The 24,261-nt window shown below is 65.4% G+C and carries 22 protein-coding genes; 8 read left to right on the top strand and 14 right to left on the bottom strand.

Annotated elements, in window-relative coordinates; all coding sequences use genetic code 11:
• Positions 1-7: 7 nt before the first annotated feature.
• Together moeB and ACOQPI_RS09490 are read right to left on the bottom strand one after the other, a co-directional pair.
• Positions 8-1,171, bottom strand: a complete 1,164-nt coding sequence (moeB, locus tag ACOQPI_RS09495) for a molybdopterin-synthase adenylyltransferase MoeB (RefSeq protein ID WP_420619411.1) — start codon at positions 1,169-1,171, stop codon at positions 8-10.
• Positions 1,172-1,219: 48 nt separating this feature from the next.
• Positions 1,220-1,993: an SIR2 family NAD-dependent protein deacylase gene (locus ACOQPI_RS09490; protein WP_420619410.1), complete on the bottom strand. Its 774-nt coding sequence runs from the start codon at positions 1,991-1,993 to the stop codon at positions 1,220-1,222.
• Positions 1,994-2,099: 106 nt separating this feature from the next.
• On the opposite strand from ACOQPI_RS09490, the gene ACOQPI_RS09485 reads away from it, so the two are divergent.
• Genes ACOQPI_RS09485 through ACOQPI_RS09475 form a run of 3 tightly spaced genes read left to right on the top strand, consistent with a single transcriptional unit; the run spans position 2,100 to position 4,287 of the window.
• Positions 2,100-2,525, top strand: a complete 426-nt coding sequence (locus ACOQPI_RS09485; RefSeq protein ID WP_420619409.1) for a hypothetical protein — start codon at positions 2,100-2,102, stop codon at positions 2,523-2,525.
• Between the two features lie 37 nt (positions 2,526-2,562).
• Positions 2,563-3,750, top strand: coding sequence for a hypothetical protein (locus ACOQPI_RS09480; RefSeq protein WP_420619408.1), 1,188 nt, complete (start codon positions 2,563-2,565; stop codon positions 3,748-3,750).
• 39 nt (positions 3,751-3,789) lie between these two features.
• Complete coding sequence (locus ACOQPI_RS09475) at positions 3,790-4,287, top strand: MauE/DoxX family redox-associated membrane protein (RefSeq protein ID WP_420619407.1); 498 nt, start codon at positions 3,790-3,792, stop codon at positions 4,285-4,287.
• A 20-nt stretch (positions 4,288-4,307) separates the two neighbouring features.
• Here the strand turns inward: ACOQPI_RS09475 and ACOQPI_RS09470 are convergent, their stop codons facing one another.
• The 5 genes from ACOQPI_RS09470 to ACOQPI_RS09450 form a co-directional block, all read right to left on the bottom strand.
• Positions 4,308-4,739 (bottom strand): TA system VapC family ribonuclease toxin, encoded by a 432-nt coding sequence (locus tag ACOQPI_RS09470; protein WP_420619406.1) that lies wholly within the window; start codon positions 4,737-4,739, stop codon positions 4,308-4,310.
• Positions 4,736-4,978: a hypothetical protein gene (locus ACOQPI_RS09465; RefSeq protein ID WP_420619405.1), complete on the bottom strand. Its 243-nt coding sequence runs from the start codon at positions 4,976-4,978 to the stop codon at positions 4,736-4,738. The genes ACOQPI_RS09470 and ACOQPI_RS09465 overlap by 4 nt, the downstream gene beginning before the upstream one ends.
• A 74-nt stretch (positions 4,979-5,052) precedes the next feature.
• Positions 5,053-5,265 (bottom strand): hypothetical protein, encoded by a 213-nt coding sequence (locus ACOQPI_RS09460; protein WP_420619404.1) that lies wholly within the window; start codon positions 5,263-5,265, stop codon positions 5,053-5,055.
• Positions 5,266-5,336: 71 nt separating this feature from the next.
• Positions 5,337-5,753, bottom strand: coding sequence for a type II toxin-antitoxin system VapC family toxin (locus ACOQPI_RS09455; protein ID WP_420619403.1), 417 nt, complete (start codon positions 5,751-5,753; stop codon positions 5,337-5,339).
• Positions 5,750-5,983 carry an antitoxin gene (locus ACOQPI_RS09450; protein WP_420619402.1) on the bottom strand — a complete coding sequence of 78 codons (234 nt, stop codon included), beginning with the start codon at positions 5,981-5,983 and terminating at the stop codon, positions 5,750-5,752. The genes ACOQPI_RS09455 and ACOQPI_RS09450 overlap by 4 nt, the downstream gene beginning before the upstream one ends.
• A gap of 146 nt (positions 5,984-6,129) precedes the next feature.
• On the opposite strand from ACOQPI_RS09450, the gene ACOQPI_RS09445 reads away from it, so the two are divergent.
• Both ACOQPI_RS09445 and ACOQPI_RS09440 read left to right on the top strand, forming a co-directional pair.
• Entirely contained in the window at positions 6,130-6,411 is a 282-nt protein-coding gene (locus ACOQPI_RS09445) for a nucleotidyltransferase domain-containing protein (RefSeq protein WP_420619401.1), read from the top strand.
• Between the two features lie 504 nt (positions 6,412-6,915).
• Positions 6,916-7,614, top strand: coding sequence for a Uma2 family endonuclease (locus ACOQPI_RS09440; protein WP_420619400.1), 699 nt, complete (start codon positions 6,916-6,918; stop codon positions 7,612-7,614).
• Between the two features lie 57 nt (positions 7,615-7,671).
• Here the strand turns inward: ACOQPI_RS09440 and ACOQPI_RS09435 are convergent, their stop codons facing one another.
• The gene (locus tag ACOQPI_RS09435; protein ID WP_420619399.1) at positions 7,672-9,141 is read right to left on the bottom strand and encodes a leucyl aminopeptidase; all 1,470 of its coding nucleotides are present in this window, start codon (positions 9,139-9,141) and stop codon (positions 7,672-7,674) included.
• A gap of 82 nt (positions 9,142-9,223) precedes the next feature.
• Here ACOQPI_RS09435 and metH point away from each other — a divergent pair, with 82 nt between their 5' ends.
• Both metH and ACOQPI_RS09425 read left to right on the top strand, forming a co-directional pair.
• Positions 9,224-12,724, top strand: a complete 3,501-nt coding sequence (gene metH, locus ACOQPI_RS09430) for a methionine synthase (RefSeq protein WP_420619398.1) — start codon at positions 9,224-9,226, stop codon at positions 12,722-12,724.
• Between the two features lie 41 nt (positions 12,725-12,765).
• A complete protein-coding gene (locus ACOQPI_RS09425) occupies positions 12,766-15,978 on the top strand; it encodes a hypothetical protein (RefSeq protein WP_420619397.1) in 3,213 nt (1,070 codons plus the stop codon).
• Here the strand turns inward: ACOQPI_RS09425 and ACOQPI_RS09420 are convergent, their stop codons facing one another.
• The 6 genes from ACOQPI_RS09420 to ACOQPI_RS09395 all read right to left on the bottom strand — a co-directional run bounded on the left by ACOQPI_RS09420 (position 15,979) and on the right by ACOQPI_RS09395 (position 22,749).
• Positions 15,979-16,836 carry a hypothetical protein gene (locus ACOQPI_RS09420; protein ID WP_420619396.1) on the bottom strand — a complete coding sequence of 286 codons (858 nt, stop codon included), beginning with the start codon at positions 16,834-16,836 and terminating at the stop codon, positions 15,979-15,981.
• Positions 16,837-16,887: 51 nt separating this feature from the next.
• Positions 16,888-17,946, bottom strand: coding sequence for an ABC transporter permease (locus tag ACOQPI_RS09415; protein ID WP_420619395.1), 1,059 nt, complete (start codon positions 17,944-17,946; stop codon positions 16,888-16,890).
• Position 17,947: 1 nt separating this feature from the next.
• Positions 17,948-19,462: a sugar ABC transporter ATP-binding protein gene (locus tag ACOQPI_RS09410; RefSeq protein ID WP_420619394.1), complete on the bottom strand. Its 1,515-nt coding sequence runs from the start codon at positions 19,460-19,462 to the stop codon at positions 17,948-17,950.
• 54 nt (positions 19,463-19,516) lie between these two features.
• On the bottom strand, positions 19,517-20,473 hold the full coding sequence (locus ACOQPI_RS09405) for a sugar ABC transporter substrate-binding protein (RefSeq protein WP_420619393.1): 957 nt from the start codon (positions 20,471-20,473) through the stop codon (positions 19,517-19,519).
• Positions 20,474-20,595: 122 nt separating this feature from the next.
• On the bottom strand, positions 20,596-21,618 hold the full coding sequence (locus ACOQPI_RS09400; RefSeq protein WP_420619392.1) for an alcohol dehydrogenase catalytic domain-containing protein: 1,023 nt from the start codon (positions 21,616-21,618) through the stop codon (positions 20,596-20,598).
• Between the two features lie 12 nt (positions 21,619-21,630).
• On the bottom strand, positions 21,631-22,749 hold the full coding sequence (locus tag ACOQPI_RS09395; RefSeq protein ID WP_420619391.1) for a hypothetical protein: 1,119 nt from the start codon (positions 22,747-22,749) through the stop codon (positions 21,631-21,633).
• 35 nt (positions 22,750-22,784) lie between these two features.
• Here ACOQPI_RS09395 and ACOQPI_RS09390 point away from each other — a divergent pair, with 35 nt between their 5' ends.
• A complete protein-coding gene (locus tag ACOQPI_RS09390; protein ID WP_420619390.1) occupies positions 22,785-24,233 on the top strand; it encodes a hypothetical protein in 1,449 nt (482 codons plus the stop codon).
• Positions 24,234-24,261: the final 28 nt, after the last annotated feature.

The following is a 24,261-nucleotide window of genomic DNA, read 5'->3' as shown; positions in this document are numbered from 1 at the left end:
CTGACCGCTAGCCGATCGGGGCCGGGGCGCAGAGGCCGTCGAGTTCCACCACCTGGATCTTGTCGCGGTTCTCCCAGGTGATGGGCTGGTCCGGGTCGGGCCGCAGCCTGTACTCCCGGAACGACATCTCGCTGGCGTCAAACGCGAGCAGCCGGCCCACCAGAGTGTCGCCGTGGCCCAGGATCAGCTTGATGGCCTCCAGCGCCTGGATCGACCCCACGATTCCGGGCAGCACGCCCAGCACCCCGGCCTCGGCGCAGCTCGGGGCCATCTCGGCGGGAGGCGGCTCGGGGATCATGTCCCGGTAGGTGGGGCCGTTGCGGGGGTCGAACACTGTGACCTGGCCCTCGAACCGGAAGATCGACCCGTGGACCACGGGGATGCCCAGCTTCACCGAGGCGTCGTTGAGCATGTAGCGCACCGGGAAGTTGTCGGCGCCGTCCACGATCACGTCGTAGTCCTTGATGATGTCCACGATGTTGTCGGCGCCCAGCCGCACGTCGTAGGTCACCACGTTCACATCCGGGTTCAAGGCGTTGAGGGTCTTCTTGGCCGAGTCCACCTTGCGATCCCCCACCCGGTCGAGGTTGTGGAGAATCTGGCGCTGGAGGTTGGAGGCATCCACCACGTCCATGTCCACGATGCCCACGGTGCCCACTCCCGCCGCGGCCAAATACAGGGCCGCAGGCGAGCCCAGCCCGCCCGCGCCCAGGCACAACACCTTGGCCTCCAGCAACTTGAGCTGCCCCTCTACGCCTACTTCGGGCAGCAGCAGGTGGCGGTGGTAGCGGTTGGTCTGATCCGGGGTGAGTGACACCGGCACCCCCCAATTGCGGCCCTGGTCCTTCCAGCGGTTGAATCCGCCGTCCATGGACACCACGTCGCGGTAGCCCATCTCCTGGAGAGTCTGGGCCGCGAACGCCGAGCGCACGCCGCCCGCGCACATCACCACCAACGCGGCGTCCTTGTCGGGCAGGCGGTTCTCCACGTTGGGCTCCAGATTGCCCCGGGGGATGTGGACTGAGCCGGGTATCGCTCCCTGCTCGAACTCATCGGGCTCTCTCACATCGAGGAGCACTGCGCCCTGCACCAGCATCGCCTCGGCACCAGCCGGGTCGGTCTCCCTGATTACAGCCTTGGCCTCTCGGAGCAGATCTCTGAACATGGACATATCGATAGAAATCCTACCTAGTTAGTCCGATTTTACCAATCCCCCAATTCACCGCGCCACGATCAACGGCAGCGCGTCGCTGATCGAGGCCGGCACCACCGCGGCGGCCAGTCCGTCGAACGGGGTGGGCTCGGCGTTCACGATCACTATCTGGGCCCCGGCCTGATGGGCGATGGGCACCACGTTGGCAATCGGGTACACGGTGAGGGTGGAGCCCACCGCCAGCAGCACGTCGCAGGCCATGGCGGCCTGCTCCGACCGGTGCAAGTCGGCCATCACCAGGTTCTGACCGAACGAGATGGTGGCCGACTTCAATATCCCGCCGCAGATCCGACACGGCGGGTCGGCCTCCCCCGCCCTCACCCGCTCCAGAGCAAACTCCATCGGGGCGGTGTCCCCGCAATCGAGGCAGCGGAACTTGGAGGTTGTGCCGTGGATCTCCACCAACCGCTCTTCAGAGGTGCCGGCGGCCCGGTGCAAGCTATCGACGTTCTGGGTGATCAGCGTGTGCAGCTTTCCCTGGCGCTCCAGTTCCACCAGCGCCCGGTGGCCCGGGTTGGGCTCCTTGCCCTCCCACATCGACCCCTCGGCCAGCCGCTGCCAGTTGCGCTTGCGCAACTCGGGGTCGGACACGTATGACGACAAGGTGGCCGTCTTCTCGGCCTCGGGGTTCTTGGTCCACAGCCCCTCCGGCCCCCGGAAGTCGGGGATACCGCTGTCGGTGGAGATCCCCGCCCCGGTGAGCACCACAATTCTCTCGGCCGGGCCCAGCACTGCCCGGGCTGCGGCGATCTCGGCCGTCAGCTCATCAATCGGCCGCATGAATTCCCGATCTGACTATTGACAAGATTACATGGACATAGGCAAAATACACCAAAACTTCCTCCCTGTATCTGGCATGGCGACTGCCGGCAGAAACGATCCTCCCATGACATCCCTACTCACGCATTCTTCTCTGTGGATTGAACCGTGGCGCGATCTGATCACCGAGGAGAACGGGCACGACCCCCGATCCAAATACGTGGAGCAGTTCTGGCTCGGGGTGATCGGTCCCACCGCGGCGTGGCTCATGCGCTACGTGGCCCAAGAGTTCGACAACTCCCCCGACGGGTTCGAGCTTCCCGTGGCCCCCATCGCCTTGCAGTTGGGGATCAGCCCCAAGGCCGGACCCCGAGGCGGCCTCCATCGCACCCTGCACCGCCTGGTGATGTTCCGGCTGGCCTCTGAGAGCCACGCCGGCTACGCCATCCGGCGCCGGCTGCCCCCGCTCAACCACGCCCAACTCCGCCGGCTGCCCACCCATCTCCAGCGCTCCCACTCCTCCTACTACGCGCCTCCCAAGACCGCAGCCTGAGGCGGTCCCAGCCACGAGGGGGCGCTAGACATAGGGCGTGGACAATGAACTGAAGGCTGCCTGGGATCGGCTGTGCGACGGCCTCAAGCAGTCGGCCGACTACGTGTTCGACCCGGCGCGGGGTGCAGATCCCTCTGAGCAAGCCGAGGGCCTGCGCCACCATCTGAGGATGCTGTTTTGGGCCTACGACCGGATCATGGAGAACAACGACCCCGAACACCCCGAGCTGGGCTGGGTGTACCCGTTCAAAGTGGGCCAGGACAATCCCGATGCGATGTACATGACCGCTCCGGTGGACCTGAGCCACACCTACTGCCTCACCGGCCGCATAGACACGCTGCGCTATCTGGGCGTGTCGCTGATGGACCACAGCTTCGGCCGGGGGCGCATTATCCAGCTCGTCGACGTCGGCAGCACAGATCTGACCGACATCGGCGATGGCCGCATAAACGTGATCTTCAGCCCCGACCCCGACCCCGGTGACCACATTGGCGACTGGTTCCAGGTGGAGCCGCGCGAGAGTCGGCTGTTCGTGCGCCAGTTCTTCTCCAACTGGGCCGCTGAGAGCCAAGCCGAGCTCTATTTCGAATGCCTTGACCCGTCGGGTCCGCCCACTCGGCTCGATCCGGTGCGGACCTGCGAGCTGTTCGATGAGCTGGCCCGGGAGGTGGACACCGTGCCCAAGTTCTGGACCGAATTCGCCGGGGGCCAGCGCGACCGGGGCCAGATCAACTCCTTCGACCATGTTCCCCCTCACAAGGTGAGCCAGAGCGCCCAGGGGGGAAGCGAGAAGCAGTCCTACGGGCAGTGCTGGTATGAGGTGGCCCCCGACCAGGCCCTGTTGTTCGAGGTAACCCCGCCCGACTGCCTGTACTGGAACATCCAGGTGGGCGACACCTGGTACCAGAGCCTCGACTACATCAACCTCCCCTCCACCATGAACGACTCCCAGGCCCGCCTCGACCCCGACGGCGTGCTGCGAGTGGTGGTCTCCCACCAAGATCCCGGCATCCAGAACTGGATCGCCCTCGGCGGCTGCCCCCAAGGCGCCATCACCTACCGATGGAACAACGCCGATACCGCGCCGGTGCCCACGCTGCGGCTCATGGCGGTGTCCGAGGTCCACAATCACCTCCACCCCGACACCCCCCGGCTCGGCGCCGAAGACCGTGCCACCCTGGACGCCGAGCGCCGCCGCCACGCCCTGCGCCGCTTCACCAGATAGCCCATGGAAATGACTCAGACTGTGGAGATCAGATAACCCATGGAATACGCGGCCGCGGTCTATCTGATGGCCGCGGTCCTGCTGGGCGTGGCGGGAGCCTCGAAAGCGGTCACTCCCGAGCCAGCGTCGGCTGCGCTGGCCCGGCTCGAGCTCTACCACCGTCAATGGGCCGTACGACTCTTGGGGCTGGTTGAACTCGTGGTGGCGGTCAGCGCATTCATCGTTGGGGGCATCGTCCCCGCCACCGCCCTCGCCGCGCTCTACGCCGGGTTCGCGGTGGTGGCCGCGGCCATGGTCCGCTCAGGATCAGCAGTACCCTGCGGTTGCTTCGGCCGCATCGAAATGGCTGCGACCAGGCGACATGTGGTGGTCAACGTTTTGGCCGCTGTGGCTGGGCTGGTGGCGGCTTCCTGGCCCGTCGAAGCCGTCGACAAGCTGTTCGAGACCCAGCAATGGCTCCTCGCCCCCTTCTTCGTGGTCGTAGTGGGGGGTGCCTATGGGGTGTTTACCTGGCTCATTCGCCCTACTTCCAGGTGACCTATTGGAAGCGGTATCTGTCAGCTTGCTGGGTCGAACCAGTTGAGCCCTTCGAATCGGGAGAAGCCGGCATCAGCGGTCGCGATCCTCGCCCCGGAGGTGACTGCTATCGCAGCCAGCCATGCGTCGGGCACCAAGTTGCCCCGCAGGAGCCGATCAGCCTCCGCGAATGCTGCGAACTGCTCCCATGCTGCTCCGGTACCATGAATAACCCGGGCCGGACTCGCGGCTCGCAATGCGGCCACAAACGAAAGCGCATCGCTCAATGGAGCTGGTTCGGCATAGATCCGGCGGTTGGTGACAATGCGGAGAAAGCCGGTCAACACCACATCGACAAGGCCAAGAGCCTCGGCGCCAGCCGCAACATCGTTGAGCCAATCGGCATATTGACCATGCATCTCTTCTTCACGCTTGTAGGCGTAGACGATGATGTTGACGTCGGGAAGGATCATCGAAGGCCGTCGGCATCGAGCACCGCAGCCAGCGCATCACGATCTGAGATGTCGACGAGCGGCCGATCTGACGGGCTCCCGTGGACCGGCAGACGCTCGACCGTGCCCGGCATGTCCGATTCCCTCAGCACCTGGCGCAAGCCCTCGATCACCAGGCTGGTGAACGTTCGCCCCGACTCCCTGGCCCTCTGCCTCGCCTCCTCAGCAAGACCATCGGGCAGAATGATGGTTGTTCTCATGCATATAAGCATAGCTTCTCATATGTATAAGCACACTAAAGTGAGGTGTTCACCACCGATGCCTCCACCCGCATTCAGTCGGCCGCCGCGGGCGGTTCGAAGTTGGCCAGGGTGTCGAGGAATATCCTTATTCCGAAACCGGTGCCGCCTTTGCTGGTCTCGCTGTCTTCGGTGTCGGTGAAGGCGAAGCCGGCGATGTCGAGGTGGGCCCAGGGGACACCATTGTCGCGGGAGGAGCCTACGGAGCGTTCGCCAGACTCAGTCGCCCTGCTGCCAGTTGACCTCATCAAGATGAAAATGAACCAAGGCCCGTTCGAAGCGCTTGTGACAGTTTCGGGGGCTGCTTTTACGAGAACACCTAGCCGTTGCCTGTGATGACCTCGACTTCTGTGGTGTGGGGCAGGGCTCGGGCGATTCGTTTGTCGGCAGTTACCAGTGGGCAGTCGAGTCTTTCCGCTAGGGCTACGTAAAGGGCGTCGTAGAAGCTGACATTTTGGCGAAGCTGCCAGGCCCGGGCGGTCAATTTCCCGTGGTGGGGATGACGACGATGAATCATGCGTTCAGCCAATAGCCTTGCCGACTCAGCGGTGTTTTCGTCTAGATCGCCTCTCAACACCAAGGAGCGAAGGGCGCTGCCAACCTCGGCATCAATCAAGAATGGGACAATCCGGCGCCTATCCCGCAACCGCTCTCGTGCCTGGTTTCCAATCGAACCGACATCGGCAACTGCGGCAACCAGAGCTGAGGCGTCGACAACGACGATGCTTGAATTCACCGACGCTCGGCATCGAGGTCGGACAGCAGAGATTCAACATCGAGCCGAATGTTGTGGGCCTCCACGAAGTGCTCCAGATCGCCAAATAGAGCGTCTTCATCGGGCTCCCGAGCCAGACGTTCAATCTGACTCTTCATGTACCCCTGGATCGACTGTCCCTTCGACCGGGCCCGTCTGCGAATGACCTCATAAGCCTTCTCTGAGATATCCCGAACCTGAATCGTGGCCATGCCCACAGAATAGCGCTACAGCGCCAGTTTGCAAGCATTTTGCTCTACGGTTCAGTCAATTGACGATACGAGTGATTGCCAACGTAGCGGGCGGGCGGTGGAAATGGCAGGGGTGAGCACAGGAAAGGGGCAGCTAGGCTGGGTCTATGGAAGATCGCAGGCCGGTGACCGCTAGGCCAGTGCCGACCTTGGAGGATGCTCGGCGGGCGGCGCATTCGGTTGCTGCGTTGGACCCGGGCATGGTGCTGTTGTTCGGGTCGGTGGCCCGCGGCGAGCAGCGTCCGGGGTCGGACTTGGACTTGTGCCTGGTGTTCGACGATCTGGGCGACTACTCCGAACGCCGAAACCTGGTGGCCGCCGCCCGCCGCCGCATCCGCGACGCCACTGGTTTCCCCGCCGATGTGAAGGTGACCGACCGCGCCGAGTGAGGGAGACCACCCCGACCGGACCCACGACGTCGGCGGTCTGATCGGCGATGCGGCCACCGCCGGGCTGAGCGGCGAGCAGGCCAGGAAGCTGCGCGACGCGATGGGCTCGGTGACCGGCGAGCAGGCCTCGGTGTGGCGGGAGACCAGCACCTACCTCGGCGACACCTATGTCGCGGGCGATCCCGAAGACGCCACCCCGCGCTTCGCCACCCAAATGGCCACCGCCGCGGTCCGCGTCGCCCAAGAATGCGCCCGCCTGGTGGACCTCGAGCTGGGAACCGAGACAGACAACAGCGCCTGTATAAAGGAACTGGCCGCCCGAAGTGTTAGCCCGCACACCCCGCATCGACCCCTCCTAACCCGCCCAGAAACTGGTCGGGGTGTCCAAGCGCATGCACGCAGGCACTGTAAATGCACATGCATTGCATGTCATTTCATACATATTTGGTTGTGCGGCTAACGGGCTGGAAGTAGTGTGGGCGCCGTGTTCAGAAAGTCGCTCCGATGAGCATGTTGGCGGCCCGCCAACCGGGAGCCGAGGTCTACTATCCGGAAGGACCGCGGGTGCCCGAAGGCGACATGCAAACCCGCCGCCGCATGGAGCTGGTCGTGGCCCTGCGGGGCTGGCTGGCCGAACACCACCCCGACGCCTGGGTGTGCAGCGACATCAACATCTACTACCAGCAGGGCGACCCACGAATCGTCGTGGCCCCCGACGTGGCGGTCGCGTTCGGCGTCAACACCGCCGCCGTCGAGAACAAGAGCACCTACAAGGTGTGGGAAGCCGGCGCCGTCCCGGCCTTCGCGCTGGAGATCGCCTCACACACCACCTACAAGAAAGACCTGCACGAGAAGCCCGCCAGATTCGCCGACCTCGGCGTAGCCGAGTACTGGCGGCTCGATCCCACCGGCGGAGAACTCCTCGGCACCCCCCTTGCCGGCGAACGCCGGCGAAACGGCCAATGGGAACCCATCGCCATCACCACTGAGACAACCGGCGGCCACGGAGTGCAGCGGCGCGGCCACAGCAGCGCCCTCGGCCTAGACCTCTGCTGGGCACCCCCCAAACTCCGCCTTTACCACTCCGCCACAGACACCTGGCTACGAGACCACGAAGACGAAGCCGCCCGCGCCGATGCCGCCGAGGCCCGTGCCAACGCCGCCGAGGCCGAACTTGCCGCCCTGCGCGCCCGCCTCGAATAACCCGCCCAAACCCCCGAATCGACCCCTCCTAGCCCGCTCGGAGATAGGGTGCCAGGCTCAGTCGTCGTCCGAGGCCGAGGGCGGGTCGAAGTTGACCAGGGCGTCTAGGAGCATTCTCACGCCGAAGCCGGTACCACCCTTGGTAGTCTCGGCATCTTCGGCGTCGGTGAAGGCGGGACCGGCGATGTCTAGGTGGGCCCAGGGGATGCGATCCTCCACGAAGTTGGACAAGAACAGCCCGGCGGTCAGCGCGCCTCCGTGGGGGCCGCCGATGTTCTTCATGTCGGCCACCGACGAGTCGAGCTGGGCCTTGTAGTCGTCGGGCAGCGGGAGCCGCCACACCCGCTCGCCGGTGCGCTCGGCGGCATCGGCCAACTGGTTGATCCACGCCTCGTTGTTGCCCATGAGCCCAGCCACCTTGGGACCCAGCGCCACCATGCACGCCCCGGTGAGCGTGGCCAGATCAACAATGGCATCGGGCTCGGCCCGGCAGGCCAGCGACAGGGCGTCGGCCAGCACGAGCCGCCCCTCGGCGTCGGTGTTGAGCACCTCCACCGTCTTGCCATTGGCCATGGTGAGCACGTCGCCAGGCCGAGTGGCATCGCCCCCCAGCATGTTGTCGGTCATCGGCACATATCCGGTGACCTTCACCGGGGGCGCCACCGCGGCTATGGCGGCCATCACGCCCAACACCGCCGCTCCCCCGCTCATGTCGCACTTCATGGTCATCATCCCGGTGCCGGTCTTGATCGACAGGCCACCGGAGTCGAAGGTGAGGCCCTTGCCCACCAACGCCACCGAACCCCGGCACTCGGCCTCGGGGTCGGGGGCATAAGACACCTCCACAAATCGGGGCGGCTGGTCCGACCCCCGGTTCACCCCCAAGAGACCGCCCAACTCAGCCTCCCGGATGGCATCCAGATCGAGAACGGTGATTTCCAGGCCCTCCCGCTCGGCCATCCCCTCGGCCAGCTCAGCGAACCGGATAGGGGTAAGCGAACCGCCGGGCTCGTTCACCAGATCGCGCACAAAGCACACCGCCTCGGCCACCCGCCGGCCCTGTTCCAGCGCCTCGGTTGCCGCCCGGCCCCCCGGGCCGATGACATGCACGTTCTCCAGCTTGTTGGGCTTGGGCTGCGACTTGAAGTCGCCGTAGGAATAGGCCCCCAGCGTCATGCCCTCGGCCAGGGCCCGCAGCGCGTCGGCGCGGTCGACGCTGTCGGGCACGGCGTCTAGCACCGACACCGCGATGCGCCGCATTCGCTTGGCCGACCGGGCCAGCGAGGCCGCCGCTTTGCGGATCACCGCGGCGGTCATCTTGTCGGCTGGACCCAGGCCGACCACCGCGATCGGCCGATCTCCTCCCGACACGATCTCTACCTGTCCGGCCTTGGCCTCGAACCCGCGGCCGTCGAGCACTCCCCAATCCAGATCGTCGGGCCGCTCGGCGTCGCCGCCCGGGCACACCCCAACTGCGTGTACTTCGGCGCGGGCCGGGATTTTTCTGCCGGTACGGAACGCGATCACCAGGTCTCCTCGGGTTGCTTCAAGCCCCAGCGATGTTATCCGGCACCAATCCTCAGCCCTATGCCCAGTAGCCTCGGCTGTCATGGGTTCCTATGAGGACGCGGCCCGCGAGCGCGTCCTCATCTATGACGGGGCATTCGGCACCTACGTCCAAGAGCAGCCGCTGAGCGCCGACGACTTCGGCGGCCCCGACCTTGAGGGCTGCAACGAGCTCTTGTGCCTCACCCGGCCCAAGCTCATCGCCGAGATGCACGACCTGTATCTGGGCATCGGGGTGGACGCAGTGGAAACCGCCACCTTCGGGGCATTCGCGGTGCCCCTGGCCGAGTACGGCATCGCCGATCAGGCCTACGAGATCAACCTGGCCGCCGCCCGCATCGCCAAAGAGGCCGCCCACGGCCACACCGCCGACGGTCGGCCCCGGTGGGTGGCCGGGTCGGTGGGGCCGGGCACCAAGCTGGCCTCGCTGGGCCAGATCCGCTACGCCGAGCTGCGCGACGCCTTCGAGGTGCAGGCCCGGGGGCTGCTGGACGGCGGGGCGGACCTGTTCATGATCGAGACCCAGTACGACTTGCTGGGCGCCAAGGCGGCCATCAACGGGTGCCGCCGGGCCATGGCCGCCGTGGGCCGAGAGGTGCCTCTGCAAGTGCAGGTCACCATCGAGATGACCGGCCGGATGCTGCCCGGCACCGAGATGGGCGCCGCCCTGGCCGCGCTGGCCCCGCTCGACCCCGCCGTGTTTGGGCTGAACTGCGCCACCGGCCCCGCCGAAATGGGCGAGCACCTGCGGGTGCTGTCGGAGCAGTGCCCGGTGCCGGTGGCCTGCATCCCCAACGCCGGGCTCCCCCAGGTGGTGGACGGCCGGATGCACTACGACGTCGGCCCCGACGAGCTGGCCGATTACCTGGCCCGCTATGTGACCGACCTGGGGGTGAGCGTGATCGGCGGGTGCTGCGGCACCACCCCTGAGCACCTCCAAGCGGTTATCGACCGCTGCGCCCACCTTGCCCCTGGACCCCGGCTCGGAGAGCTGCCCCCGTCGGCCACTTCCATCTACAGCCCGGTGCCCTTCGCCCAGGACACTTCGTTTTTGATCGTGGGCGAGCGCACCAACGCCAACGGCTCCCGCAAGTTCCGCGACGCCATGCTGGAGGCCGACTGGGACGGCTGCCTCCAGATCGCCCGCGACCAGGTGGGCGAGGGCGCCCACCTGCTGGACCTGTGCGTGGACTACGTGGGACGCGACGGCACCGCCGACATGGACGAGCTGGCCCGGCGGTTCGCCACCGGCGTGGCCGCCCCCCTGGTGCTCGACTCCACCGAGCCCGACGTGATGCAGGCCGGTTTGGAGTGGATCGGCGGGCGGGCGGTGCTCAACTCGGCCAACCTGGAAGACGGCGAGGCCGAGGGCTCCCGCCTCGACCGGGTGCTGAAGCTGGCCCGGGAGTACGGCGCCGCGGTGGTGTGCTTGCTCATCGACGAAGAGGGCCAGGCCAGGGACCTGGAATGGAAGATGCGGGTGGCCCACCGCCTGTACCGGATTGCGGTGGAGCGCTACGGGCTGGCGCCGTCTGATCTGATCTTCGACACGTTGACGTTCCCGCTGTCCACCGGTGACGACGACCTGCGCAAAGACGGCCTGGCCACCATTGAGGCCATCCGGCGCATCAAGGCCGAATTGCCCGGCGCCTACACCACGCTGGGAGTGTCCAACGTGTCGTTCGGGCTGAAGCCCGCCGCCCGCCACGTGCTCAACTCCATGTTCCTGCACGAGTGCCTCGACGCCGGGCTCGACTCGGCCATCGTCCACGCCGGGCGGATCATCCCGCTCAACCGGGTGGACCCCCACCACCGGGATGTGTGCCTGGATTTGATCTACGACCGCCGGGGACCGGACGGCCTCGCCTCAGAGGGCCGAGGCGACTACGACCCGCTGACCGAGCTCCTAGCCGCATTCGAAAACGTGACCACCACGGCGGCCGTGAAAGAGGACCGCTCCGGGTGGCCGGTGGAGCAGCGCCTGGAACGGCGCATCATCGACGGCGAACGCGACGGGCTGGAGGACGACCTGGACGAGGCGCTGGCCACCACCCCGGCGCTGGACATCGTGAACAACACGCTGCTGGCGGGGATGAAGGTGGTGGGCGAGCTGTTCGCCTCCGGCGAGATGCAGCTGCCGTTCGTGCTCCAGTCGGCCGAGACCATGAAGACCGCGGTGTCGTATCTGGAGCCGCACATGGAAAAGGCCGACGACACCGGGGGCAAGGGCCGGATCGTGCTGGCCACCGTAAAGGGCGACGTCCACGACATCGGCAAGAACCTGGTGGACATCATCTTGACCAACAACGGATACGACGTTCACAACCTGGGCATCAAGGTGTCGATCGGCGAAATGATCGACCGGGTCCAAGAGGTGGACGCCCACGCCATAGGCATGAGCGGGCTGCTGGTGAAAAGCACCCTGATCATGCGCGACAACCTGGAGGAGCTGAACACCCGGAACCTCCACCACCTCCCGGTTCTGCTGGGGGGCGCCGCGCTCACCCGCACCTACGTGGAGCGGGACATGCGGGAGACCTACCGGGGCCGGGTGTTCTACGGCAAGGATGCCTTCGAGGGCTTAGCAGTGATGGACCGACTGGGCGAGCTGCGCCGCACTGGGGTTGACGACCCCGAGTTCGGTCGCCGTCCCGGAGGCCGCGACCTGCCCCGCCGCCCCCGCCGCGACGCCCCAGGGGCCGCCGACGACCTCCCGGAGAGGGCACCGTCGGTGGCCACCGACAACCCCGTGTTCGAGCCCCCGTTCTTGGGCTCGCGGGTGGTCAAGGGCATCCCGGTGGCCGACATCGCCGAGTACGTGAACGAGACCGCCCTGTTCCGCAACCAATGGCAGTTCCGCCCGATGGACGGCGAGGACGACGCAACCTTCAAGGAGCGCATCCGCCCCACGATGAGGGAGCAGCTCAACTCGGCGATGGCCCAAGGCCTGCTGGCGCCCCAGGTGGTGTACGGCTACTTCCCGGTGAACGGGAGCGGGGACGACTTGGTGGTGTGGGACAGCCCGGACCGAGCCGCCGAAGCGTGCCGCTTCCGATACCCCCGCCAGCCCAAAGACCCGCACCTGTGCATCGCCGACTTCTTCCGGCCCGCCGACGGCGATGAAGTGGACTACGCCGCCTTCCACATCGTGACCATGGGGGCCGAGGTGTCGAAAGCCGCCGCCAAGCTGTTCGCCGACAACCGCTACCAGGACTACCTGCTTCTACACGGCCTAGGCGTGGAGATGGCCGAAGCCCTCGCCGAGCACTGGCACCACCGCATCCGCACCGAGTGGGGCTTCGTTGAAGAGGACGGCCCCACCCTCATCGGGCTGTTCCGCCAGCAGTACCGGGGCGGTCGCTACTCCTGGGGCTACCCCGCCTGCCCCGACTTGGAGGACAACCTCACCGTGGCCCAACTCCTCGACGCCGAGCGCATCGGCATCCAAGTGGGCGAGGAAACCAGCTACCAATACCAGCCCGAGCAAACCACCTCCGCCCTCATCTGCCACCACCCCCAAGCCAAGTACTTCGTCGCCCGCTGAGTTCGCGGCGGCGCAGGAGAGGGCGGGTACTGTAACTGCCTGTGAAGCTTCGGCTCGGGCTTATTCTTGTCCCGGCGGCTCTTCTGTTTTCCGCGGTGGCCGCCGTGTCGAGTCCCGCGGCGGCCCGACAGGCTGCCACCCAGGCCGACATCGTGGTGCGCGACAACCTCATCGCCCAACAGGAATCACTCCTCAACACCTACCGCTGCCGATTCGACATCGACACCCAAATCGTCCCCGGCGGCTGCACCGACGGAAAAACCGGCCAAGACCCCGCCGAACCCGACCCGTTCGAAGGCATCCCGACCCAAGGCGAGCTCGCGGTGCGCGACAACCTCATCGCCCAACAGGAATCACTCCTCAACACCTACCGCTGCCGATTCGACATCGACACCCAAATCGTCCCCGGCGGCTGCACCGACGGGAAGCCGGCCGCGACCGGCCCTTCCGATCAGACGCCATCAGGCCCCTACACCGCAGTCGCCGTTGGAGTGCAGCATGCGTGCGCAATCCGCACCGACCGCACCATCGCCTGCTGGGGCGACGACGATAAGGGACAAGCCAGCGCGCCGAACGGACAATTCACGGCCCTCGCCGCCGGGGAACTGCATGCGTGCGCGATCAGAGCCGACCAAACCATCACCTGCTGGGGCGACAACAGTTTTCAACAAGCCAGCGCGCCCACAGGACAATTCACCGCCATAAGCGCCGGTCCCTGGCAAACCTGTGGGCTGCGAACCAGCGCCACCATCGCCTGCTGGGGCAACAACAGCAGTGGTCTAACCCGTGCGCCCGACGGACAATTCACCGCCGTGGCCGCTGGCAGTGCATTCGTGTGTGCACTGCGCACCGATGCCGGGATCACCTGCTGGGGCAACAACCAACAAGGCCAAGCCGATGCGCCCGACGGGCACTTCACCGCCGTCGCCGCAGGCGTCTGGAATGCCTGCGGACTACGTGCCGACGCCAGAGTCATTTGCTGGGGATTTGATGTGAAAGACGGCAACAATTCGCCAGCAAGACTCTTCACCGCAATTGCCGTTGGCCGCCAGCATTCTTGCGGGCTGCGAGTAGGCGGCACCATCACCTGCTGGGGTGACAACGACAGCGGACAGGTCAGCGCGCCCGTTGGACAATTCACCGCCATCGCCGCCCGCAGCGACCAATCCTGCGGGCTCAGAGCCGACCAGACCATCATCTGCTGGGGCAACAACAACGACCCAACGAATCCACCGAACGAACAATTCACCGCCATCGCCGCCCGCGGTAAGAATTCCTGCGGATTGCGCGACGACGCCACCATTGCCTGCTGGGGCAACAACAACTACGGACAGGCCAACCCGCCCGACGGGCACTTCACCGCCATCACCGCCGGCTACTTCCATTCCTGCGGATTGCGCGACGACGCCACCATTGCCTGCTGGGGCAACAACAACTACGGACAGGCCAACCCGCCCGACGGGCACTTCACCGCCATCACCGCCGGCTACTTCCATTCCTGCGGATTGCGCGACGACGCCACCATTGCCTGCTGGGGCAACAACGACAGCGGACAGGCCAACCCGCCCAGCGGTCAATTCACCACCATCGCCGCCAGCAATTGGCATTCGTGCGGGCTGCGCGACGACGCCACCATTGCCTGCTGGGGCAACAACGACAGCGGACAGGCCAACCCGCCCGACGGGCACTTCACCGCCATCACCGCCGGCTCTTCACACTTTTGCGGAGTGGGCACGAGCACCGCCACAACTTGCTGGGGCGACAACCGCCACGGCCAAACGAGCGTGCCTCTCATGCAGTTCAGCTCGGTTTCAGCAGGCAGCCGCCATACGTGCGGGCTGCGAACCGACGCCACCGTTGCCTGCTGGGGCAACAGCGGCAGGCTGCTTGACCCTCCTGAGGGCCAGTTCAGCGCGGTCGCTGCGGGACATGGCCATACGTGCGGGCTGCGAACCGACGCCACCGTTGCCTGCTGGAGCCTCACTCCGGTCGTGCCCTTTCCAAGCGACGCGCAAAAGGCAGTCCTAGCCGAACCGACAATGTGCCTACCCTACGGTGTGCCGTGGGGAACAACGGCGGGATTCCCATTGCCATCGTGGGCCCCGTCAGCTACTGGAACCATACGAGTAGCGGTGCTGTTCTTGGACTTCCCCGACGCCGCTGCTACCAATTCAACCTATGAAGAGGCCGAACTGGGTTTGCCTTATGCCGCTGAATACCTGAAGTCGGCCAGCTACGGACGACTGAATATCGAGTTCGTCCCATTGCACAGATGGCTGCGAGCTGAGGACAGCTACACCAACTACCTAGAGGACTCCTTCCTTGGGTATGAGCTGCTCAGGAATACTGATTCGGCGGCTGTCCGGCTGGCCGATCCCGAGTTCGATTTCACTGGAATCGACGTCGTGATGGTTGTCATGCCCAGTTCGCACTTTGCCGCTGCTGATGCCGGAGGAATGGTCTACACGGAGGAAGGAGTGGTCTCGCCCACGTCGAGGATCAACATCGCCGTTGCCAACGACAGGCCCCGGGAACCCGTGGAGTGGGGCTCTTCGGCGGCCCATGAGCTTGCCCACAACCTCGGCCTGTTGGACTACTACTCCTACAACGACAGCCACACGCTGCCTGACAGCCCAGCAGGCAAGGCGTGGGTGCATCTCTCGTTCGGCCTCATGGGCCTGAGAGGCTTCTTCCTGGCTGACAATCACGACTCACGCCTGACCATCACATGGCGTTTTCCCAGCGGCCGCCGCCAATCCGATCCCCACTACTTCTTCACGGCCCGAGAAATGTTGGCGTGGAGTCGCTGGCAGCTCGGCTGGCTCTCGGATTCGCAGATCCGCTGTGTGACCGAGCCTGAGGCCATAGTCGATCTGAGGCCGGTTGCCACCGATCCGGGGGACGGAACAGCAATGGCCGCAATACCGCTGTCGGACACCGAGGTGATCGTGATCGAAAGCAGACGCAGAACCGGCTATGACACTGGAACGGACCACCGCACTTCCACGGGCATCTCCACGACGTTCCCCGCGTTGGTTGCCGAAGGAGTGCTGGTGTACACCGTGGACGCAAGACTCGTTTCCGGGCACCTGCCGCTCAAGGTGGCCGGTGACTCCGGTGACGGGCAAGTCGACGCCCACCCCCTCCTCGCTCAAGGGCAAAGTGTCACCATTCGCGGCTACACCATCACCGTGCAGGCAACCACCCTCGATGTCCACACCGTGGCCATCACCAAAGCAGAGCCCTCCGACTGATCAGCTCGTGTCCAATAGCACCCGAGCCACTAAATCCATCCCAAATCCGGTCAGAATCCCCAGATACAACAGCCCTGTTGCCGCCATCACCGCCGAGTAGAACCGCTCCCGCAACGCGGCGCGGGCCAAGATCACCAGTCCCGCCGTTGTCACCACGCACGCCACCCAGAACCAGCCCAGTAGCCCGTTGTAACCATCGTCGATGGTTCCGCTGAGCACCGATCCCATGCCAGTGGGCCACAGCATTACCACCAGCTCGGGCAGCCAAAGCAGCCCGGTCCAACGCACCAGCTCCAGCAGCGGGCCCCGAGCCAAACCGGGCTGCACCAGATACCAGTGGCCCAAGAGCATGGCATCGGTGACCGCACCGAGGAAGAACGCCCCGATCACAGTGCGGGCCACGGCCAGCGCGGCCGGGTCGCCCGCGTCCAATCCTCCGGCCACCACTCCGATCAGACCCACTGCCGGCGCGATCAGATCCAGCACGGGGGGGAACTCCGGCTGGGCGCGGTCGAACCGCTGCTCCTCCCGGTCGATGCCGGTCATCTCGGCGATCTCCGCGCTGCGCCGCTCCACCCGCTCCCGCTGCCCGCTCACGCCAGCCCGCCGCCGTGCAATCGACACTGCCAAAGCCAGGCCAGCGGCCGCGGCGGTCGCCACTGCGGCCCAGTCCCGCACCGGCACCGGGTCGGTGGCGAGGCCCAGCCAGGCACCGCCCGCGGCAACCAGCCCAAAGGTGCTGCGCATGAGCCAGCCGTAGCCCAGCCCGGCCTCCCGCCGTCGGGTAGTGAGCCAGGTGAACGCCAGCCCGCCCACAGCGAGTTGCAGCAGAAGCGTGGCCGGCTGAAGCTCGATCACCTGCTGAGCGTAGGCCCGATGATTTCTCCGACTGGAACCGTGGGTTGCCGGCTATTCGGCGTTGCCCAATCGGACCCGCAAGCGGTCGAACGACACAGCGATGATCAGAAGGGCACCTTCGCTGAACTCGATCCAGAACGTGGGTACATCGGTTTGGATAAGCCCATTCTCCAGCACATTGAGCACGAGCAGGGCGAGAAAGGTGCCGGCGATTGAACCCCGGCCACCCGAAAGGCTGGCGCCGCCGAGGATGATCGCGGTGACCACTGTAAGCTCAAAACCGGCGCCGCCGTTGGTGGCTGCGCTGCCCACCTGCGACACCCGGATCAGCCCAGCCAAGGCCGTGGCCACCGTGGTCAGCACAAACGCGATGAACAGCACTCGCCCGGTCCGGATGCCGGCGAGCCGGGCGGCATGGGGGTTGGCGCCGACGGCGTACACCGAGCGCCCATACACGGTGTACTTGAGCAGGAGGTGGCAAGCGATTGACACCCCGATGAAGATCCACACCGGCGTGGGAATGTCCAAGAACGGGCGGCTCACCCCCAGATCGCCGAAGCCGTTTATCCGGATGGTCTGCCCGTCACCGAGAACTTTGGTCAGCCCGCGGAACATGGCCAGACCGCCCAGCGTCACGATGATCGAGTTCAATCCGATCTTGGTCACCGCGAATCCGTTGAATGCGCCGATCAAAAATCCTAGGGCAATAGTGATCAGGAGCGCGACCCCAATGCTCACTCCCAGCCCGTACGGCGTGGTTTCGGCATCAGTGGCTGTGGTGGCCACGGCCATGGTCATTCCCATGAGCCCAGCCACTGATCCAACTGAGAGGTCCACCTGGCCGCCGATGAGAAGCACCGTGGCCGGCATGGCGATGATGCCGATTACCGCAGAGTTCTGAGCAATGTTGACGAAGTTGTCGAAGTCGAAGAAGTACTCAGAAGCCAGCGAGAAGTAGAGGATCAACCCCACCAGCACGAAAAGCAGCGCCGCCGTCTCCGGGAGAGAGGCAATGGTCCGGCCCAACCAGCCCAGCCCGCTGGGCTCGGGGCCCGTCGAACTGTCCTCGGTCGGCGCAGAGACTTGGGTGGTCTCGGCAGTCTCGTTCATCTCATCCTCCCGCCTGGGTGAGCAAAAGGCTCATGGTGATCTCATCTCCCGGTACTTCTGCGGTGATTCTGCCTCTGGCGGCAACATAGGCACGATCGGCCACCGCAACTACTTCCTCATGGTCTGACGTGACGATCAGGATGGCGGCACCCTCGGCGGCCAACTCGCGCAAGACCTTGTACAGGTCGGCACGGGCCCCCACGTCGACACCTCGGGTGGGCTCGAGCAGCACCAGCGCCTCCGCCCCCCGTTCGAGCCAGCGGGCCACCAGCACCTTCTGCTGATTCCCTCCCGAAAGCTCTTCCATCGGCTGGGTGGCTCGACCCTTGCTGCGAATCGATAAGCGGTCGTACCAGCGGTCGAACGCCTTCTGCTCGGTGTCGGAGGTCAGAAGCCCGCGGGTGGCGAGTTGGGACCAAGAAGCCACCGCGACATTCTCCCCGACCGGACGTGACGCGAATGCCCCCCCAACCTTTCGGTCCTCACTCAAAAAGCCGATACCCCGATCAACGGCATCAACGGGATTCGAAAGCTCAACCCGCTCACCGGACACCTCGATCTCGCCCGAATGGATCGGCTCAAGTCCAAAGGCGCTGCGCCCGACTTCCAACGCCCCCGATCCGAGCTTGCCGTACAAGGCCACGACCTCGCCGCGGCGTACTTCGATGTTGACATCGCTGAATCGGCCGTGCGACGACGCCCCCCGCCATCGAAGGGCCACTTCGCCCCGAACCCCGACGGCATCTTCCGGTCGGCCCGTGACGATGTCGTACCGCCCCACCATGGCCGCCACCAATTGGCCGCGGTCAACGGCGTCGGTGTCGGCGACGAGGGCGACATCCCCATCCCTCAACACCTGGACGCGATCAGACAGCTCGAACACCTCGTCGAGCCGGTGGGTTATGTAGATGATCGCCTTGCCCTGATCGCGCAGGCGTCGGACCCGCTCGAACAGAACATCCGCCTCGTGCTGGGACAGCGCTGCGGTGGGCTCGTCGAGAATAAGCACCCGGGCTTCGCTGGAGAGCGCCCGGGCGATCTCGACGATCTGCCGCTCTCCCACCGCCAGTGATGACACGTTCGCCTTGGGGTCGATTTCTGCTTCAAGAGATTCGAGAACCTCCTGGGCCAACTGATTCATCTCCCGCCAGAGGACCATTCCCCGCTTCTGGGGCAGCCGGCCCAAAGCGATGTTCTCAGCCACCGTCAAGGTGGGGGCATCGTTGAACTCCTGGGCGATCATGGCGATGCCCGCGGCTCTCGACTCGATGGGGGTGAGGACGTGATGAGCCTCACCGTCGATCACCACCGATCCCGCAGAGGGCCGGTAGTCGCCCGCCATGATCTTGACCAGGGTGGATTTCCCGGCGCCGTTCTCACCGAGCAAGGCGAGAACAGAGCCGGAACGAGCCTCGAGGTCCACGCCCTTGAGCACCTCGACTCCGCCGAACGACTTCCTGATCCCCGCCGTGGCGATCACAGGCACCGTTGACACCGCGGTATCGGCGGCGCTCATCAGCAGGCCCTCATCTCAATGCAGCTTGCCACTGACAATGAGATTCGTCAGGGATCAGCCGCAGTCGGTGACCTCGTAGATGTCCTCGATGTTCTCCGAGTTGATGATCTGATGCTCGGTGAACAGGAGTTCGTCAACGGACTCCCCGGCCAGGAGCTTCTGAGCAGCGGGAATCAGAATCTCTCCATACCGCTCGGGGAAGTACGCCGTGGAAGCGACGTAGTTCGGATTGTCGCGAACCTCGCACCAGATGCTCGGATCGGTGCCCTGTCCGGAGTAGTAGAGGTCGCCGTCGCGCCCGAGGGTGCGAGCCGCGGCCAATGCGCCGATGATCCCGTCCTCGTTGATGGCCACAACGGCAATCCGATTGCCGGGCAGAGCCGGTAGCAGGTCGGTCACCTGCTCGAGGGCGGTATCAGTGCGGTCGGCGCCGTCGAGGACTCGCTCGTTCACGATGTCGCAGTGCTGGGTGAATCCTGTGCGATAGCCGCCCATGCGGTCGGTGTTGGCCGCACCCGCTGCGGTGGACTCAAGGGAGATGTAGCCGTCGTACTCGCAATTGAAGTTGTCCTTGAAGTACTTCCCTATCGCGGCACCGGCCATCTCCCCGGCACCGGCGTTGTTGGCCCCCATGAAGGCCACTTCACAGGGCGGCTGCACAATGTCGATGGCAATGGTGGGCACATCCCCGTAGGCCGCACAGATCTCGGGGCTGGACTCCTGGAAGACCTGGAAGTTCAACACCACATCCACATCGCGCTGGCCGAGAAGCTGAGCGCACGACAGAGCCTTGGCCGCGTCGATTTCTGAGTCGCAGAACACCAGATCTAGACCGGCGGCGTCAGCTTCCCTTTGAATCGAATCCGAGACCAGCTTGACGAACGGGACTGAATCTCCCAGGGAGATGTAGCCAACCGTGCCGTCGCCGCCGTCGTCATCGTTGCCACATGCGGTGGCAACCAGCGTGAATACCGCCAAAACGGCGATCACCATCTTGAGGCTCTTCCTCATCGTATCTCCCCTCATCGTCGGGCTTTCGCCGTGACTGGAAACGTTTCTAGTCGAAAAACTAGTGGGGGCCGATTGACAGCGCAACTCGCGTGTTGCGCCCTGCCCCAGTACTGCTCAGACCGCTAGGGAATCAGCACCGAACGCAGCACTCTTCCGGCTTCGAGGTCGTCAAGCGCCTCGTTGGCCTCCGAGAGCGGGCGTTGGCGGCCCAACAGATGGTCGACTTTCAGCACACCCGAACGGTTCAGGGCCAACACCTCGCGGATGTCATCGGGAACAAATCCCCGAGAACCATGCACCGAAGCCTCTTTCCAGATCAGGTCCACCGCCCGAATCGAGAACGGAGACACGCTTGAGCCTATGAGAAGCACTTGGCCCCCTATCCCCACTGCGGCAACCGCCTGGGCGTCCACCTCGGCCGACCCCACGGTCTGGACCACGATGGGCGGGCCGCCCGGCCCCGCGGCGGCGCGCACGGCTTCCACCACATCACCGGCGCCGTCGGCCGCAGAAATGAGTATCCGAGCGCCTAACTGCTCGGCCAATTCCAGTTTGGCCGGCGAGCGGCTAACTGCGATCACGTCGCAGCCCAGATGAGCAGCCACTTGGACGGCGTTCGACCCGATCCCGCCGATGCCGAAGACCACCACGGTCATTCCGGGCTGGACATCTCCAACCCGGACGAGGGCGTGGTACGGCGTGGCCACCGCGTCGGTGAGCACCGCCACCGCGGCCAAATCGTCATCGGGTTCCACCGGGATGAGATTGCGGGCTGGGACCAGCACTTCGCTGGCGAAGGCACCGTCGTACTCCACCCCCATGCGCCGTACCGAAAGGCACATGTTCACCCGCCCGATGGAGCACATCGAGCACTCCCCGCAATGCTCGATGTAGTAGATGGCCACCGGGTCGCCCTCTTGCACGCCGCTCACACCGGGACCGATGCGGTCCACCACCCCGGCAGCCTCGTGACCGGGCACTATGGGCAGCACCGAGTCGAAGCCGCCTTTGCGGAGGAAGACATCGCTGCCACAAACTCCGCAGGCCTTGACCTGCACCACCACCTGGTCGGGGCCGGGAGTGAGCGGTTGTCGCTCGACAAACTCCAACGCTTGCCCGTAGCCCCGCAGTTCAGCAGCTTGCATGTGGGGCTCCGATCAGCCGGTGCCGGGCATCCCGAGCGCTCCGGCGTCGGGCAGCTCGGGGGCGTCGAAGTTGCTGGAGCCGAACCGGTCGGGCTTTGTCCGACCGACCCGTATGTAATACTCCTCGGGCACCTGGGTGGGATCCTTGAACATCTGCCACTGGCACTTCTGGCGGGCGTCGGGGTCGCGGTCGGTGTCGGGATATACCGGAGGGTCGATCACCCGGACCGGATAGCCGAAGCGGTCGATGGGAAGCTCCTCCATCAAAACGATGCAGTGGGCGCAGTAGAGGCAGACCCCTTTGGTGAAGTGGTTCCACGAGGCCTCTTCTTTGGCCACGTCCCAGTTGTAGGGGGGATCCATCCGGGCCGGTGTGTCCTCGATCCAGTCGCCCCGCACGGTGCGCTGCCCCGATCCGCAGGGGTCGAACCGCAGTATGAAGCGGTCGTCGGTCTCGATCAGATCGAAATCGCCGGTTCGCTCGGGGCCGACGAGGTGGCCCCGCATGGCCTCGCATGCCACCAGCATCAGCGTTTCCAGCCCCTCGTCCCACGGGTGCTGGTCGATGTCGAACTTGTTGTAGCGCCACGAGAACAACGGAACCAGCACTCGCTGGTACATGTCGGCGATGCCCTGGGCCCCATGGCGCTCCTGAATGGCATGCATGAGGCCGTAGGTGTGGTCGACATCGCGGTCGTGGGTCTGCCGCCACGTCTCCTTCATGGCGGCCAGGTTCTCCAGTGCCTCCTCGACCTGTTCCCGATAGATGCTGGCCAATAGCTGGCGCTGCTCGGAGCGATACTGGTCCCAATGACGGTGGGGGTTCCACTGGCGTCCGTCGGGACAGGTGAGCTTGGACTGCACGTCGGCGTCGATGGCCTCGACCTCCTCGGCCGATGCCCCGCCGTCGCGCAGAAACCCCCGCAGATCGTTGATCCACTGGCGATAGAGGCTGAAGCACACGTTGGCCTCGTCGGTGAAGTAGTCGGCCAAATCGGCGGCGCTGTCCCAGTCTCCGGCCTCGACGCTCTCGGCGATCTTCCGATAGGTCGAGATCTTCTGGTCTTCCCACGATCCGAGGCGAACCCGTCGTCCCACCACTTCAGAGAATTCGATCCTGGTCTCGGCCATCCGGCTGCCCTTCCCGCTTGGTAACGTTTCCAGCGATGAGTATACCCAGCCCCTACGAACCGGGCCATCGCCGGCTGGTTGTTCCCCAGGTTGCCGTGGTGGTCCCGTACTGGGATTTCTGGGAACCCACGGTGGGGCCGGAGCTTCGCACCGGGCGCGAGCGCCTGCTTAGCGCCGTGGCCGACCGCCTGGGTGAATGGGGAGCGGAGGTGGTGTGGCAGGGACTTGTCGACCACGCCGACCAGGGCACGAGCATGGGGGTTGAGGCCGCCAGTGTCAGCCCCGACGCCGTGCTGGTGGTTCAGACGATGGCGGTGCCCCCGTCCTATGTCCAGGCGATGCTGGAGCACCTCCCCCAGCCGGTGGTGATCTGGGCCATACAAGACTCCACCACCATCTCTTCGGACTTCGACGCCTCCCACATCACCTCACTGGGCGCCACCGTGGGCACGCCCATGCTCACCAACCTGCTTCACCGGATGAGTCGGCCCTTCGAACTGGTGGTGTCATCGACGAGCGACCCAGTGGCCGGCGAGACGGTGGCCGACCGGCTCCGGGCCGCCGCCGTGGCCCATCGGCTACAGGGGGCCCGGTTGGCCCGAGTGGGCCGACCCATGGACGGATACGTGTGCGTGGACGCCGGCGACGACGATCTCCACCGGGCTCTGGGCATGCAGGTGGTACACATCAGCCCTCAGGAGGTGAAGGATCGCTACCAGGCCGTGGGCGACGATGAGATCGCCGTTCGACGACAAGAAGTGGACCGGCATTTCGCGGTGGGGGCCAGCCCGCCCCAGGAGGACCTGACCCGAACGCTGCGACTGGCCGTGGCCATGGAAACGCTCGACCGGGACAATGCCATCGCCGCGGGGGCCATCAACTGTCACGTTCCCGAGATCCGCTTCGGCGACGACCCGGGGCTGACCCCGTGCTTCGGCTTGGGCTGTGAAACCACTCGGGGCATTCCCTGGAGCTGCACGGGAGACGTGCTCACCGCGGTGGCCATGCTGGTGGCCAAGGGGCTTTCTGGTGCCGCCCTCTACCACGAGGTGGAGGCCATCGACTTCGAGACCGGGGAGGTGGCCATTGCCAACTCCGGCGAGCACGACTTGGGTTGGACTGCCGAAGGGCAAGCCCCCGGCTTCGGGCCCAATCCGTGGTTCGCCCACGACCCCCGCACGAGCTTCCGGGCGCATTTCGAGCTGCCCGCGGGTCCGGCTTCGCTGGTGGGATTCGCCCACCAGCCCGATCACCCATCCGGGTTCGGCTTTGTGGTGGCCGAAGGGGAGATCACCGGCCGTGAGCTGCCCAGAAATCCCACCGCAGGAGGGGTCTTTCGCTTCACCACCAGCCCGGTGACCGCGGCTTGGACCCGCTGGGCCAGTGCCGGGGTCAACCACCACAGCGCCATAGCCCCAGGGCACTTGGCCCAGTCGGTGGCCTCGGTGGCCAAATTCGCCGGGGTGAAGTGCGTGGTGGTTTGAGGCCGCGCCTCTCACGTCTTAGCCGTCG

Source organism: Candidatus Poriferisocius sp., assembly GCF_965219815.1.
Taxonomy (GTDB): Bacteria; Actinomycetota; Acidimicrobiia; order Acidimicrobiales; family Bin134; genus Poriferisocius.
Note: the sequence above shows the minus strand (reverse complement) of the source record. Positions and strands in the feature narration are given on the sequence as shown.

Bases quoted from the DNA above. Each gene is read 5' to 3' on its own strand.
- moeB (WP_420619411.1), bottom strand. From the start codon at position 1,171: ATGTCCATGTTCAGAGATCTGCTCCGAGAGGCCAAGGCTGTAATCAGG.
- ACOQPI_RS09490 (WP_420619410.1), bottom strand. From the start codon at position 1,993: ATGCGGCCGATTGATGAGCTGACGGCCGAGATCGCCGCAGCCCGGGCA.
- ACOQPI_RS09485 (WP_420619409.1), top strand. From the start codon at position 2,100: ATGACATCCCTACTCACGCATTCTTCTCTGTGGATTGAACCGTGGCGC.
- ACOQPI_RS09475 (WP_420619407.1), top strand. From the start codon at position 3,790: ATGGAATACGCGGCCGCGGTCTATCTGATGGCCGCGGTCCTGCTGGGC.
- ACOQPI_RS09470 (WP_420619406.1), bottom strand. From the start codon at position 4,739: ATGATCCTTCCCGACGTCAACATCATCGTCTACGCCTACAAGCGTGAA.
- ACOQPI_RS09465 (WP_420619405.1), bottom strand. From the start codon at position 4,978: ATGAGAACAACCATCATTCTGCCCGATGGTCTTGCTGAGGAGGCGAGG.
- ACOQPI_RS09460 (WP_420619404.1), bottom strand. From the start codon at position 5,265: ATGAGGTCAACTGGCAGCAGGGCGACTGAGTCTGGCGAACGCTCCGTA.
- ACOQPI_RS09450 (WP_420619402.1), bottom strand. From the start codon at position 5,983: ATGGCCACGATTCAGGTTCGGGATATCTCAGAGAAGGCTTATGAGGTC.
- ACOQPI_RS09445 (WP_420619401.1), top strand. From the start codon at position 6,130: ATGGAAGATCGCAGGCCGGTGACCGCTAGGCCAGTGCCGACCTTGGAG.
- ACOQPI_RS09440 (WP_420619400.1), top strand. From the start codon at position 6,916: ATGAGCATGTTGGCGGCCCGCCAACCGGGAGCCGAGGTCTACTATCCG.
- metH (WP_420619398.1), top strand. From the start codon at position 9,224: ATGGGTTCCTATGAGGACGCGGCCCGCGAGCGCGTCCTCATCTATGAC.
- ACOQPI_RS09415 (WP_420619395.1), bottom strand. From the start codon at position 17,946: ATGAACGAGACTGCCGAGACCACCCAAGTCTCTGCGCCGACCGAGGAC.
- ACOQPI_RS09410 (WP_420619394.1), bottom strand. From the start codon at position 19,462: ATGAGCGCCGCCGATACCGCGGTGTCAACGGTGCCTGTGATCGCCACG.
- ACOQPI_RS09405 (WP_420619393.1), bottom strand. From the start codon at position 20,473: ATGAGGAAGAGCCTCAAGATGGTGATCGCCGTTTTGGCGGTATTCACG.
- ACOQPI_RS09400 (WP_420619392.1), bottom strand. From the start codon at position 21,618: ATGCAAGCTGCTGAACTGCGGGGCTACGGGCAAGCGTTGGAGTTTGTC.
- ACOQPI_RS09395 (WP_420619391.1), bottom strand. From the start codon at position 22,749: ATGGCCGAGACCAGGATCGAATTCTCTGAAGTGGTGGGACGACGGGTT.
- ACOQPI_RS09390 (WP_420619390.1), top strand. From the start codon at position 22,785: ATGAGTATACCCAGCCCCTACGAACCGGGCCATCGCCGGCTGGTTGTT.